The sequence below is a fragment of the Microcosmobacter mediterraneus genome (assembly GCF_031846265.1).
GTDB lineage: Bacteria > Bacteroidota > Bacteroidia > Flavobacteriales > Flavobacteriaceae > Microcosmobacter > Microcosmobacter mediterraneus.
On sequence record NZ_JAVRIA010000006.1, the window covers coordinates 97208 to 109874 of the forward strand.

16 protein-coding genes are annotated in these 12667 nt (G+C 31.1%); 9 read left to right on the plus strand and 7 right to left on the minus strand.

Annotated features, from left to right (window positions below; translation table 11 throughout):
• The first annotated feature begins 2 nt into the window (after positions 1-2).
• Complete coding sequence (gene tsaD / locus RM697_RS10990) at positions 3-1025, plus strand: tRNA (adenosine(37)-N6)-threonylcarbamoyltransferase complex transferase subunit TsaD (RefSeq protein WP_311427945.1); 1023 nt, start codon at positions 3-5, stop codon at positions 1023-1025.
• A 7-nt stretch (positions 1026-1032) separates the two neighbouring features.
• Here the strand turns inward: tsaD and RM697_RS10995 are convergent, their stop codons facing one another.
• On the minus strand, positions 1033-2757 hold the full coding sequence (locus tag RM697_RS10995) for a T9SS type A sorting domain-containing protein (RefSeq protein ID WP_311427946.1): 1725 nt from the start codon (positions 2755-2757) through the stop codon (positions 1033-1035).
• A 161-nt stretch (positions 2758-2918) separates the two neighbouring features.
• Here RM697_RS10995 and RM697_RS11000 point away from each other — a divergent pair, with 161 nt between their 5' ends.
• The gene (locus RM697_RS11000) at positions 2919-3545 is read left to right on the plus strand and encodes a peptidylprolyl isomerase (protein WP_311427947.1); all 627 of its coding nucleotides are present in this window, start codon (positions 2919-2921) and stop codon (positions 3543-3545) included.
• Complete coding sequence (locus RM697_RS11005; protein WP_311427948.1) at positions 3545-4252, plus strand: 16S rRNA (uracil(1498)-N(3))-methyltransferase; 708 nt, start codon at positions 3545-3547, stop codon at positions 4250-4252. The genes RM697_RS11000 and RM697_RS11005 overlap by 1 nt, the downstream gene beginning before the upstream one ends.
• Here RM697_RS11005 and RM697_RS11010 read toward each other — a convergent pair.
• Complete coding sequence (locus RM697_RS11010; RefSeq protein ID WP_311427949.1) at positions 4247-4927, minus strand: DUF1223 domain-containing protein; 681 nt, start codon at positions 4925-4927, stop codon at positions 4247-4249. The genes RM697_RS11005 and RM697_RS11010 overlap by 6 nt on opposite strands.
• Before the next feature lie 78 nt (positions 4928-5005).
• On the opposite strand from RM697_RS11010, the gene RM697_RS11015 reads away from it, so the two are divergent.
• The 4 genes from RM697_RS11015 (at position 5006) to RM697_RS11030 (ending at position 8653) form a co-directional block, all read left to right on the plus strand.
• A complete protein-coding gene (locus tag RM697_RS11015; RefSeq protein WP_311427950.1) occupies positions 5006-5650 on the plus strand; it encodes a DUF4159 domain-containing protein in 645 nt (214 codons plus the stop codon).
• 199 nt (positions 5651-5849) lie between these two features.
• A complete protein-coding gene (locus tag RM697_RS11020; protein ID WP_311427951.1) occupies positions 5850-6353 on the plus strand; it encodes a TrmH family RNA methyltransferase in 504 nt (167 codons plus the stop codon).
• A 22-nt stretch (positions 6354-6375) separates the two neighbouring features.
• On the plus strand, positions 6376-7464 hold the full coding sequence (locus RM697_RS11025) for an AI-2E family transporter (RefSeq protein WP_311427952.1): 1089 nt from the start codon (positions 6376-6378) through the stop codon (positions 7462-7464).
• A gap of 7 nt (positions 7465-7471) precedes the next feature.
• On the plus strand, positions 7472-8653 hold the full coding sequence (locus RM697_RS11030) for a class I SAM-dependent methyltransferase (RefSeq protein ID WP_311427953.1): 1182 nt from the start codon (positions 7472-7474) through the stop codon (positions 8651-8653).
• Here RM697_RS11030 and RM697_RS11035 read toward each other — a convergent pair.
• Both RM697_RS11035 and RM697_RS11040 read right to left on the minus strand, forming a co-directional pair.
• Positions 8640-9047 carry a hypothetical protein gene (locus RM697_RS11035; RefSeq protein WP_311427954.1) on the minus strand — a complete coding sequence of 136 codons (408 nt, stop codon included), beginning with the start codon at positions 9045-9047 and terminating at the stop codon, positions 8640-8642. The genes RM697_RS11030 and RM697_RS11035 overlap by 14 nt on opposite strands.
• A gap of 170 nt (positions 9048-9217) precedes the next feature.
• On the minus strand, positions 9218-9604 hold the full coding sequence (locus tag RM697_RS11040) for a nucleoside triphosphate pyrophosphohydrolase family protein (RefSeq protein WP_311427955.1): 387 nt from the start codon (positions 9602-9604) through the stop codon (positions 9218-9220).
• A 59-nt stretch (positions 9605-9663) separates the two neighbouring features.
• On the opposite strand from RM697_RS11040, the gene RM697_RS11045 reads away from it, so the two are divergent.
• The gene (locus RM697_RS11045) at positions 9664-9849 is read left to right on the plus strand and encodes a hypothetical protein (RefSeq protein ID WP_311427956.1); all 186 of its coding nucleotides are present in this window, start codon (positions 9664-9666) and stop codon (positions 9847-9849) included.
• Between the two features lie 2 nt (positions 9850-9851).
• On the opposite strand, the gene RM697_RS11050 is transcribed toward RM697_RS11045, so the two are convergent.
• The 3 genes from RM697_RS11050 to nadC are packed head-to-tail and all read right to left on the minus strand — an operon-like array spanning position 9852 to position 12077.
• Entirely contained in the window at positions 9852-10274 is a 423-nt protein-coding gene (locus RM697_RS11050; RefSeq protein ID WP_311427957.1) for a DUF2147 domain-containing protein, read from the minus strand.
• A complete protein-coding gene (locus RM697_RS11055; protein ID WP_311427958.1) occupies positions 10274-11206 on the minus strand; it encodes a YihY/virulence factor BrkB family protein in 933 nt (310 codons plus the stop codon). The genes RM697_RS11050 and RM697_RS11055 overlap by 1 nt, the downstream gene beginning before the upstream one ends.
• Positions 11207-11216: 10 nt before the next feature.
• Positions 11217-12077: a carboxylating nicotinate-nucleotide diphosphorylase gene (gene nadC / locus RM697_RS11060; protein ID WP_311427959.1), complete on the minus strand. Its 861-nt coding sequence runs from the start codon at positions 12075-12077 to the stop codon at positions 11217-11219.
• A 116-nt stretch (positions 12078-12193) separates the two neighbouring features.
• On the opposite strand from nadC, the gene rlmH reads away from it, so the two are divergent.
• Positions 12194-12667, plus strand: a complete 474-nt coding sequence (gene rlmH / locus RM697_RS11065) for a 23S rRNA (pseudouridine(1915)-N(3))-methyltransferase RlmH (protein WP_311427960.1) — start codon at positions 12194-12196, stop codon at positions 12665-12667.

A 12667-nucleotide genomic window follows, 5' to 3' on the forward strand; every position in this document is an offset into this window, starting at 1 on the left:
TAATGTCTTCAGAAAATATTTACATCCTCGGAATTGAATCTTCTTGTGATGATACTGCTGCAGCTGTGTTATGTAACGGAAAGCAGTTAAGTAATGTTGTGGCTAACCAAACCATACATACAGATTATGGTGGTGTAGTACCAGAATTAGCCTCTAGAGCACACCAGCAGAATATAGTACCAGTAGTGCATCAAGCCCTTGTAAAAGCTGGTATTGACAAATCGCAACTTAACGCAGTTTCTTTTACCAGAGGACCTGGTTTAATGGGCTCTTTGCTTGTAGGCACCTCCTTTGCTAAGTCTTTGGCTTATGGATTAGATATTCCACTTATTGATGTTAACCATATGCAAGCCCATATTTTAGCACATTTTATTGAAGAAAAAGACTATAAAAAACCTGAATTCCCATTTTTAGCTATGACCATTTCTGGAGGACATACGCAAATCGTAAAAGTGAACTCCTATTTTGACATGAACGTTATTGGTGAAACTATTGACGATGCTGTTGGTGAAGCTTTTGATAAAAGTGGTAAAATTCTAGGCTTAGGATATCCTGCTGGACCAGAAATAGACAAACGTGCTAAACTAGGCAATCCTAAGGCATTTAAATTTACTAAACCAAAAGTAGAGGGCTTAAATTTTAGTTTCTCTGGACTAAAAACTGCGATATTGTATTTTATTCAGCGCGAAACTAAAGCGAATCCTAATTTTGTAAAAGAAAATCTTAACGACATCTGTGCATCTATTCAGTACACCATTATTGGTATACTCATGGATAAGTTAAAGCTTGCGTCTAAAGATACTGGGATAAAACATATTGCTATTGGAGGTGGTGTTTCGGCAAATTCCGGAATACGCGAAGCTTTAAAATCTGGTGAGCAAAAATTTGGTTGGACCACTTACATTCCAAAGTTTGAATACACCACAGACAACGCTGCCATGATAGCTATTGTTGGTTATTTAAAATATTTAGAAAACGATTTTGCAATGCATGATGTTATGGCTTCTGCTAGACTTAAAATTTAATCTGAAATTAGTCCTTCAAAATTTTAAATATCTCTTTATATCCTTCAATTTCAATTTCAAGAAGGTAAATACCTGCTGACATATCTGTTGGCAAAAGAATTTTATCTGTTTGAAGTAAGGATTTTGATAAGACTTCTCTTCCACCTAAATCTAAAACTCTCAAATCTACTTTTGTTTGCAACTGCTTTAAATCTATCGTTAATAAATTTTTTACAGGATTGGGATAGATGGAAATCATATCTTCAAAATTGTTTTCAGTAATACTAAGATTAGGACAAGCTTCTATACTTAACTGTACTATAAATACGTCAGCTTCATTATTTGAGAGTGGTGCAGAATTACCAATATTGGTTAAATTGGTAATATCTGGCCCTGGATCAAAATCTACTGTACCTTCAAATATTCCAGACATCAATAACTTGCCAGAGTTTGTCGGTAATAATTCATAAGGTAATTGTGTAGCTGGCGCATTAATAACCTTTGCGCATTGGTAATTGCCGCCAGCATCTAGCATACTAATAAAAATATCAAAATCTACAAAATCTGTTGATTCTAATTCAAGCACCTCAGAACTTGGGTCAAAATCCGTGGTTCCTGAGAATCCACCAGCCGTAAAAACATTTCCTTGATTGTCTATTTTTAAAGATGGCGAGTTGGTGGAACCATTACCTCCTAATCGTCTTGCCCAAACTAATGATCCTGTATCTTCTGTTATTTTAGTTATAAATACATCTTGTGTACCTGTAGAAGTTAAGTTAGATATTGCAGAACTTGGATCAAAATCACCAGTTCCAGTAAAAGAACCAGATAAATAAACACTACCATTATTGTCTATCTGAAGATCATAAGGCACCTGAAAGTCATCACTACCAAGATTCCCAGCCCATAATAAATTACCTGAAGTATCTAATTTGCAAAGAAAAATATCAAGACTTCCTTGAGAAGTTAAGTTAGTAGTACCGCTTGCTGGATCAAAATCAGCAACACCCGAAAATTCTCCTGCAAAATAGATACCTCCATTATCATCTATTACTAAAAAGTCACTGTAGTCAAAACCCGTTCCTCCAAATTGCTTAACCCAAACAAATTCTAGGTTACTATCTAACTTTAACACATATATATCACGACTTCCAAAGACAGTTAAATTAGCAGTACCAACATTTGGATTAAAATCTACAGTTTCAGAAAATAAGCCTGTGGCGTAAATTGATCCATCATCATCAATGGATATAGCGTTAACTGTATCTAAATTAGAACCACCAATTTGATTAGCCTCTACAAAATTACCCTCAGAATCTAATTTAACAATAACAATATCATTAGTTCCGTTTGCAGTGAAGTTTTGCACATCTGGTCCAGGATCTAAATCTACAGTTCCATTGAGACTAAACCCTAAAATAACATTATCAAAACTATCAACCACTAAATGCTCTGGACTGAAACCATCAAAAGTTTTAGCCCAGATAAAATTGCCTAATTCATCTAATTTTGTAACATAAGAAAATCCTGTTAAATTAAATACACCTGAACCTGGATTAAAATCTGCAGTTCCTGCGCTACCAACATTAGCTAAAGTACCAAAGTGATAAATATTACCATGATTATCAATATACATATCTGCAAAATCAACGCCATCTTCTGAAGAGAATTGACCAGCCCAATCCAAGGATTGAGATTGAATTTTAGAATTAAAAAATAATAGAACTAAAAGTGAAAGTATAGACCTAAGCATAGATTTTGATATTTATTGTTTACTAAGCATCGATAAACCTTAAAATGGTCATCATAAAAAAACAGTTGTTGAAACTTCTGTTAATAACACATTAAAGTATTATGAAATAAGGTTTCAATTTTATGTTCATTTGTTTTACAAACTAACTTTTGTAATTACTTATGAAAATATATTACGCAGTTTTCCTTTTTTGCCTCCCTTTTTTTGCCCAATCTCAAAACAATTTAGAACGCGAATTAGATTCCATTAAAACTTCTGAGGAAGCCTCTAGCTTTATAAAAGACAATAAAAGTCATAAAGGAAAAATCATCACCTTTAATAAAGCTAAACACAATACTAGCTTAGCTGAAGAATTATTTAAACTAAGTAAAGGCGGGAAAAAAGTCTATAAAAACGACTTTTCTAATACGTATTATAAAGTTATTGAAAAAACAGCAACACCATATTTTAAACTGAGTATTATTTATTTAGATGGTACCAAAAAATCTATGGAAGAGATCAACAAAATAAGATCTACTGTTCTCTATAGATATAACGAAGGCTATAAATTTAAAGATCTAGCGAGACTATATTCTATGGATCAAAGTGCCAAAACTGGTGGTGATTTGGGTTGGTTGACTAATGGTGATCTAAATGCTGATTTTGAGGAAAAAATTAAAGCTACTGACGAACTTATTTTTACTGTAGACATGCCTGAACAAAATGGCTATTTTGTTGTGCTTAAAACTGAAAATCCAAGACTTATTGAAGAAATTAAAGTGCTTAGACTTACCGAAACGAAAAAGTAATGCAACTATTTTTTAATACTGATTTAGTCAAAGATTCAACAGATATTACTTTTTCTAAAGAAGAAAGCAGACACATTGCAAAGGCACTTAGAAAAAAAAATGGTGATATTTTATGTATTACTAATGGCAAAGGTTGGCTATTTGAAGCTGTTATTATAAGCAATGATATTAAACGCTGTATTGCTAAAATTAATAAGGCAGAATATCATAAACCAAAAGACTATTATTTACATCTCGCAGTGGCTCCAACTAAAATGAACGATCGTTATGAGTGGTTTTTAGAAAAAGCCACTGAAATTGGAATTCATGAAATAACACCTATACTGTGTGATAATTCTGAACGAAAAATCTTAAAAAAAGAGCGGTTTGAGAAAATTATTCAGTCTGCAATGAAACAGTCTTTGCAATATCATTTACCAAAACTAAATGATGCTATTTCTTTTAAAAAATTTTTAGACACTAATAAAGATGATCTACGTTTTATTGCACATTGTGAAGACTCTGAACGTAAATCTTTGAAATCTCAAATTAAGCCCAAACAGAAAATTACAGTTCTTATTGGTCCTGAAGGGGATTTTTCTACAACAGAAATTAAAACGGCTCTAGATTACAACTATAGTCCAGTAATATTAGGACACAATAGACTGCGTACAGAAACCGCAGCCATTGTGGTTAGCCACTGCGTTGCTCTAGCAAACCAATTATAAACTAAGTTTTGAGGCTCCAATAACATCTAATTTATTATTCCTAGTTATTAAAACTAAAGACATCTTATCAGAACTATCAATGAATTCAGGAATAAGCACAGATCCTTCACCTTGACTCTGGTTGATTTTAAACTGGTTTTCAACAATAACTATATTAGAATTTTTTAAGGTTCTTTTTCTATTTTCACCACGATTAACTTTTGTTGTCTTTTCATCTAAAACTAAAATTACACTCAATGTTGTATTATCAATACTCCCAGAAATATCATAATTAAAAGTTACTTGATTGTTATTTCTTTGGGTTGAATTTATAGTAATAATTTGCATAGATTCCTTGTCTAAATATTCATCAAGTTTTCTTTTCATTATTGCTGTATTAGATCCAACAAAATGTTCCTTACCATTAACGACTACTTGTGGTGTATAAATAGAACTGCTGTTAAATTTAGTGCCATAAGTACGTTGCTTATTACTGTATTCAACTTTACTAAATGGGTCTTTCCATCCAATATAATTCCAATAATCAACATGATAACTCAAGCCAATGACATGTTCATTTTCGCTGACTATATCTAACAATTGATCGGCAGGTGGACAACTTGAGCAACCTTGAGAGGTAAATAATTCCAGGACTACCACAGATTTATGTTGGGCTGTAAGCACTATAGGTATCATAAAAAGCGTTAAAAGCATGTTCCTCATTGCAATCTTTATTATTTTTGAATTATGATATTTAGTACGAAATCTAAACAGATGCTTACAAGACTGTTACTACTTAGTATAACTTTAACATCCTTTATAGTTAGTGCTCAAGACTTGGCTATTGTAAAATACAAAGGTGGAGGAGATTGGTATAGTAATCCAACGGCATTACCAAATTTAATTGTGTATTGTAATGAAAACATAAATACACAAATGAATCCAAAACCACAAACCGTTGAGGTTGGAAGTATTGATATTTTTCAGTTTCCGTTGTTACATATGACAGGTCATGGTAACGTATTTTTTAGTGAAGAAGATGCAGAAAATTTAAGAAACTATCTGCTTTCTGGAGGTTTTTTACATATAGATGATAACTATGGTATGCAACCTTATATTGAGAAAGAGCTTAAAAAGGTGTTTCCAAATAAAGAGCTATTAGAGCTCCCTGCAAATCATCCCATATTTAGTTCAGCATTTCCATTTTCTAATGGGTTGCCAAAAATCCACGAGCATGATGGTAAGCAGCCACAAGCTTTTGGTATTTTTGAAAACGACAGATTACTGTTGCTCTTTACCTACGAAAGCGATTTAGGTGATGGTTGGGAAGATCCTGAGGTACATAACGACCCAGAAGATGTTAGAGAAAAAGCCTTGAAAATGGGAGCTAATATTGTAAAGTATGCTTTTGAAAATTAATCTTTATGAAAAAATTTAGCTTAAAATTTAAGGTTACAGCTTCTCTGTTAACGTTCGCTTTTTTATTCCAAACTATGCAAGATATTAATGATCATACTTATAGTACTGGAATTTGCAATATTGAAGTTTATTCAGGATTCAATTGCTTTCCTAATGGTTTAGAAAAGCATAATTGCAGATATCATATTAATTTCTAATAATGATTCAACTCGACCATTATTCTTCAAAATTTAAGCCTCAAAAATTTCCAATAACTTTAGTGTGTGATAATGTTACCAATTCAGCTAATATTGGTAGTTTGTTTAGAATAGCTGATGCTTTTGGTATTGAAAAACTTATACTCTGTGGAGAACATATTCCTCTTGGAAGGAAAATGAAGAAAACATCTAGAGCAACTGAAAAATCTGTAAACTATGAGATTAAGAAAAATGCTTTGGATGTTATATCTGAATTAAAATCTAAAGATAATTTTAGTATTGCATTAGAGTTAACGGAAAATAGTCAAACTATACATAAACTTCAACTTAAGCTATCTAAACCCATTACCTTAGTTGTTGGTGATGAAAATTTTGGTATTTCTGAGCCTGTTTTAAAATTATGCGACCTAATAATTCATATAGAAATGTATGGACAAAATAGTAGTATGAATGTTGTCCAGGCAACAAATATTGCACTTTACGAAATCACCAAACAACTCATGTAGTTCTATTTTATATCTTTATACAATGAATTCAAAAATTATAGCCAGTGGTATTTTAAGAGCCTTAGGTATTTTAATTGCTATTGCACTTATCCTTTACTTTTTATTCAAAATACAAGCTGTAATTATTTATATTGCCATAGCTGCAGTTATATCATTAATTGGTAGACCAATAGTACTTTTTCTGAGACGCAAGCTAAAATTTAATAACACTATTGCAGTTGTAATTACCATGCTATTACTTGTTGGTATAATTGTAGGAGTAATTGGTTTATTTATTCCACTTATTGCTGAACAAGGGCAAAATCTATCTCTTTTAAATATTGAACAGCTTCAAGACAATGTTGAAAAGTTATATAGAGAAATAGCACTTTATTTTGAAGTTAATCAAATTGATATTGAACAAAAATTAAAAGACTCTAACTTACTTTCTAAATTAGATTATGGTGCTATACCCAATTTTTTAAATTCGGTAGTAAGTGGAATTGGTAGCTTTGGAGTTGGTTTGTTCTCCGTAATTTTTATTTCATTTTTCTTTTTAAAAGACAGTAGACTTTTTGAGAATGGTATGATTACTTTAGTCCCAAAAGGTAACGAAAGCAGATGGAGAGATTCCAGTAATAAAATTAAAGACTTATTATCCAGATACTTTGTTGGTTTAATATTTCAAATTCTAATTTTATTTGTTTTATACACCATTATTCTCCTCATTTTTGGTATTAAGAATGCTATCGTCATAGCTTTTTTATGCGCTTTATTAAACCTTATCCCTTATGTTGGTCCTCTAGTTAGTGCAATACTTATGCTTGTATTAACTATGTCTAGTAATCTTGGTGAAAGTTTTAATACAGTTATACTACCAAAAACCTCATATGTAATGATAGGTTTTGTAATTGCCCAGTTAATAGACAATTTCTTTAGCCAACCTATAATATTCTCTAAAAGTGTAAAATCACATCCTTTAGAAATCTTTTTAATTATTATTATTGCAGGAATTATATTTGGTATTGTAGGAATGGTTGTAGCAGTACCTTGTTATACTGCTATAAAAGTAATTTTGAAAGAGTTTCTTTCAGAAAATAAAATCGTTAAAAAATTAACGAAAGGACTCTAATAATAATTTGAATTCTGCACTATTACATAAAGAAGTTCAAAACTTTATTGATGATAATCTGAATTCAGATATCACTAAACTTCTTTTAAAAGGAACAAAATTTAAAAACGTCTCTACAAAAGCTGTTGTAACGCAAATTGAAGCAAAAAAACGATGTCAAAAAAAACTTCCTACTTGGTTTAATACAGCAAATATTTATTATCCTGATAAGCTTAACATAGAGCAAACTTCATCTGAAGCTACTGCAGAATATAAATCTAAAATTACTTCTGGACAATCAATTATTGATCTCACAGGAGGTTTTGGTGTAGATTCATACCATTTCAGTAAACGTTTTAAACAGGTTACTCATTGTGAAATTAATACTGAACTTTCGGCTATAGCAAAATATAATTTTGAAGTCTTAAATCGGCAAAACGTTACTTGTATTCCAAAAAATGGGTTAGACTATTTACAAGAGGAAAATAGGAAGTTCGATTATATGTATATTGATCCTTCTAGACGACATGATAAAAAAGGCAAAGTTTTCTTTCTCTCTGATTGCTTGCCAAATGTTCCTGAACACCTTGACACACTTTTTAAGTATACTGATAGCTTACTCATTAAAACATCACCTCTTTTAGACTTATCTATCGGTATCAAGGAACTTAGAACAGTCGCAGAAATACATATTGTTGCTGTAAATAATGAGGTTAAAGAATTACTTTGGGTACTTAAAAAAGAGGTGAAAACTGGAATTCTTATTAAAACAATTAATATAACATCTGGAGTACCTCAATTATTTAATTTTGAGTTTAAGGATGAAAAAAAGGCTCAAGCAGAATTTGCAGAACCTCAACTATTTTTATATGAGCCAAATGTATCTATATTAAAAGCTGGCGCATTTAAGGCTATTGGCTTAAAATATAACTTAGAAAAATTACACCCTCATACCCATTTATATACTAGTAATACACTTATTAATTTTCCAGGTAGACGTTTTAAAATTGATAAGGTGTTACCTTTCAACAAAAAGCGTCTTAAATATGAAAAAATGAGTATGGTTAACATAGCTACGCGTAATTTTCCTGAATCTGTTGCAGTTCTTAAAAAACGTTTTCACTTTAAAGATGGAGGCAAAATATATTTATTTTTCACTACAAATATTAAAGACGAAAGAATCGTTGTAGTTTGTTCTAAAGCTGAATAGGTATATCAGTATCTAACTGATTGTTCTCATCTATTGTGACATGATAGGTCATACATAAACCCATATCTAACTCTACTGCCTTAGAGCTATTGACATTAGAAATTACAATAGAAACTATACCAGAACTAAAAGATAACCAGCCAGATTCACCACCAACTGGTACTCCATAAGCATGGTTTATTAGCACACCATTTTCATCATAGATTTGCATATCTACAACAATATTACTATTGTTAGTAATCTTAGCTGTTGGATCCTCGTTATCACAAATTGGAGGAGGTATAGCTGTATCGCTATATAATATTGTATTAGTTTCAACTGGTTCCGTAGAACAGGAGATCAAAAAAAGAGTAGCTACAAAAAGTAGCTTTGGTAGGTTAAGTAAACGTTTCATTTTAATTTGGGTTTAAATGAAATAGGAAGCGAATATAGTCTAACCGTTTGTCTTAAACAAGAAAATATCCGATAAAGTGTTTATTTTTTTCGATAAAAAGATAACAAACTCTAAGGATGTAAAGCAAATTAAGGTTTTATGAATGTGTTAAAAGCAACCAAATAATATGATTAGTTTTCCAAAATAGATGCAATATTAGGCTTAAAATAATTTGGTCCTTTTAAAACCTTACCATCCTCTCTGTAGATAGGTTCACCATCCTCTCCTAACTTACTCATATTACTACGCTGAATCTCTTCAAAAACTTCTTCAATCTTATGCTGTAAACCATGCTCAATAATAGTTCCACACAAAATGTATAGCATATCACCCAAAGCATCTGCAACCTCAACTAAATCATTGTCATTGGCAGCTTCTAAATATTCTTCATTTTCCTCTCGCATAAGTTTATATCGAAGCATATTCTTATCCAGACCTAAGTCTGCTTTTGGAGTATCTTTATAACCTATCTTAAAAGCAGTATGAAATGCTTTAACAGCATTGATTTTATCTTGCATGAAATTAAATTTATGTTAGTAATTTAAGTTGTAAATTTGTGGCTTAAAAATAACGAAATATGTTCACTCAAGGACAGATAACTTTTGGAATTTTATTTGCTATTGTATTTATAGGAATAATGATTTATGCCTATCGAAAAGATTTAAATCTTCATAGAAAATATTACAAAGGCAGTTTATGGATTCTTCTTGCATTTGTTGGATTTATAGCTATGCTAGCTACAATTAAGTTTGTATTTATGTGAGCCTAAGACTTAACACGCTGCCAATATTGGGTGGCATAGAAAAAAGCAATATAACCTCTTACTTGCAATACATCAGGGTTCTTAGTTACTAATAATCGACACTTATATTCTTTTCCTTCCTGTGGATCAAAGATGGTTCCTTTTTTATAGTAATCACCATCTTTAGTCATATCCTTAATAATAACTAATCCAAGAATAGGCTTATTAAAATCTTCACCTTCACATTTTTTACAAAGGGCATTTTTATTTTTAGGGTTTAATATCTCAATAATTTTCCCAAAGACTTTACCCTCGTCTTCATAAATTTCCACAATAGATTTAGCTTCACCTGTTTTATCATCAATAGTTTTCCAATGGCCAAAAATAGATTGTCCTGAAAGAGATAAAGCACAAATAAGGAAGAAGTATGTACTTATAATCTTCATTATAACTTTATGTTTTTCTTTAAACGATTTAATGACGCATTTAGTTCGTAACCTAATAATAAAATATTAGCGTTAAGCCATAAATAAAACATTAAAATTAATAAAGCACCAATGGATCCATACAACTCATTATATTGCGAAAAGTTTTCGATATAAACACCAAACAAGTATGATGTTAAAATAATAAGCAAGGTTGTTAGTAAAGCACCAACGGAGAAAAACCTGGAATCTCTACCTTCCTTGGTGCCAAAATAGTATAACGTGGCTGTAGCCAAATAAGTCATTATAATAAAAAAGAGATATTTAGCCACTTTAAACCAAAAATCTCGTTTTGAGGAATCTGATTCTTGAACCTCTATTAAGTTATCAATAACGTAAAGCTCTACATAACCTAAAACCGCAACTGTGATAATTAATAATAAAGCTAAAATTAATGCTACACCAAGGGCATAGATGTATTGCCTTAAAAAATGTCTTGTTATTTGTTCGTGATACGAATTTTCGAAACCAGAAAACACAGCATTTACACCATTAGCCATTAAAAACATAGACAATAAAAATATCGATGATAGTAGTCCGCCTCGTCCTGTATTAATATTCTCGAAAATATTTTTGAAAAAGAAATCTGAAGTATTTGGTGGTAAAACTGATTCTAAAAACGATAAAAATTCAGTTCTAAATCCATCTATTGGTACATACGGAATAACAATAAGTATAAATAATAAAAAAGGAAACAATGCCATAAAAAAACTAAAAGCTATGGCTCCTGCTCTAGCTGTAAGTGCTCCTTTAACTATGCCTATAATGTATATTTCAAAAAGATCATAAATAGATAATCCTTCAAAACCAGGCAGTTTTATAGAACTCAAAAATTTAATCAGTAAATTAACTACTGGGATTTTTTCGAGTTTTGGTTTTAAAGAATCAGACATTTAAAAAGAATTAATCTACCGCTTTAAGGCTCAAATCCATATTATAAACCGAGTGTGTTAATGCACCAGAAGAAATATAATTAACACCACACAAAGCGTAGTTTCTAACTGTATTTTCATTAATACCTCCTGAACTCTCAGTAAGACACTGATTTCCTATAAGCTTTACAGCTTTACGAGTATCTTCGTAATTAAAGTTATCAATTAAAATTCTATAGACACCTTCACTTTCTAAAATCTCTTCAATCTCCATTAAATTTCTTGCTTCAACAATAATTTTCAAATCACGATTTGTATCCTTGAGATATTGTTTTGTTAAATTAATAGCCTTAGTAATACCACCTGCAAAGTCTATATGATTATCCTTAAGCATTATCATATCATACAAAGCAAATCTATGATTTTCTCCACCACCAATTTTTACAGCCCATTTTTCTAATGCTCTAATTCCTGGTGTTGTTTTTCTGGTATCTAAAATTTTAGTACCTGTACCTTTGAGTAGATCTACAAATGTCTTTGTTTTAGTAGCAATTGCACTCATACGTTGCATAGCATTGAGCACTAAACGTTCTGCTTTTAGTATAGACTGCGAAGCACCAGTTACATAGAACACAATATCTCCGTATTTTACATGGCTTCCATCCTCTATAAGTGTTTCAATATCCATATTTGGGTCAACATAGCTAAAAACCAGTTTTGCAAATTCAACGCCTGCGATAACACCTTCATCCTTAACTAATAATTTAGCTTTACCTAGTGTAGAATCAGGAATACAAGCTAATGAGCTATGATCGCCATCGCCTACGTCTTCTCTAATAGCGTTTCTAATTATGCCACTAATTTCTATATTGAATTGTTCTTGAGATATCATCTAAAATTCATATTTAGTGTAAAAATAGGAAATTGATTTACGATAAACGATTTTAGATTTATGAATTCTGATCTATGAAAATTAAAAATCATAATCTGTAAATTGTAACTTTGAATATGCAAATTACACTACTCACCATAGGTAAAACTGATAATACACAGCTTAATAAGCTTATAGAAGACTATAAAAAGCGCTTGGTACATTATATTAAGTTTGAATTTGAAATTATCCCAGATATTAAGAATTCTAAAAATTTAAGTGAAGCGCTTCAAAAACAAAAAGAAGGTGAGCAAATCTTAGCAAAGGTCTCAAAATCTGATAGACTCATTTTACTTGATGAAAACGGGAAACAATTTGATTCCATAACGTTTTCAAACTATCTACAAAAACACATGAATTCTGGTTTAAAAAATCTAATCTTTGTTATTGGTGGTCCTTATGGATTTAGTGATGCCTTATACCAAAGATCAGATGGTAAACTATCATTATCTAAAATGACTTTCTCTCATCAGATGGTACGCTTATTCTTTATTGAGCAACTATATAGAGGCTTTACCATATTAAGAAATGAACCTTATCATCATCGTTAA

What these genes read in the sequence shown, in the direction of transcription:
- RM697_RS11055 (WP_311427958.1), bottom strand. Translation starts at nt 11,206, where the DNA reads ATGTCTGATTCTTTAAAACCAAAACTCGAAAAAATCCCAGTAGTTAAT.
- RM697_RS11015 (WP_311427950.1), top strand. Translation starts at nt 5,006, where the DNA reads ATGCTTACAAGACTGTTACTACTTAGTATAACTTTAACATCCTTTATA.
- RM697_RS11010 (WP_311427949.1), bottom strand. Translation starts at nt 4,927, where the DNA reads ATGATACCTATAGTGCTTACAGCCCAACATAAATCTGTGGTAGTCCTG.
- RM697_RS11000 (WP_311427947.1), top strand. Translation starts at nt 2,919, where the DNA reads ATGAAAATATATTACGCAGTTTTCCTTTTTTGCCTCCCTTTTTTTGCC.
- rlmH (WP_311427960.1), top strand. Translation starts at nt 12,194, where the DNA reads ATGCAAATTACACTACTCACCATAGGTAAAACTGATAATACACAGCTT.
- RM697_RS11045 (WP_311427956.1), top strand. Translation starts at nt 9,664, where the DNA reads ATGTTCACTCAAGGACAGATAACTTTTGGAATTTTATTTGCTATTGTA.
- RM697_RS11020 (WP_311427951.1), top strand. Translation starts at nt 5,850, where the DNA reads ATGATTCAACTCGACCATTATTCTTCAAAATTTAAGCCTCAAAAATTT.
- nadC (WP_311427959.1), bottom strand. Translation starts at nt 12,077, where the DNA reads ATGATATCTCAAGAACAATTCAATATAGAAATTAGTGGCATAATTAGA.
- RM697_RS11005 (WP_311427948.1), top strand. Translation starts at nt 3,545, where the DNA reads ATGCAACTATTTTTTAATACTGATTTAGTCAAAGATTCAACAGATATT.
- RM697_RS11035 (WP_311427954.1), bottom strand. Translation starts at nt 9,047, where the DNA reads ATGAAACGTTTACTTAACCTACCAAAGCTACTTTTTGTAGCTACTCTT.
- tsaD (WP_311427945.1), top strand. Translation starts at nt 3, where the DNA reads ATGTCTTCAGAAAATATTTACATCCTCGGAATTGAATCTTCTTGTGAT.
- RM697_RS11025 (WP_311427952.1), top strand. Translation starts at nt 6,376, where the DNA reads ATGAATTCAAAAATTATAGCCAGTGGTATTTTAAGAGCCTTAGGTATT.
- RM697_RS11040 (WP_311427955.1), bottom strand. Translation starts at nt 9,604, where the DNA reads ATGCAAGATAAAATCAATGCTGTTAAAGCATTTCATACTGCTTTTAAG.
- RM697_RS10995 (WP_311427946.1), bottom strand. Translation starts at nt 2,757, where the DNA reads ATGCTTAGGTCTATACTTTCACTTTTAGTTCTATTATTTTTTAATTCT.
- RM697_RS11050 (WP_311427957.1), bottom strand. Translation starts at nt 10,274, where the DNA reads ATGAAGATTATAAGTACATACTTCTTCCTTATTTGTGCTTTATCTCTT.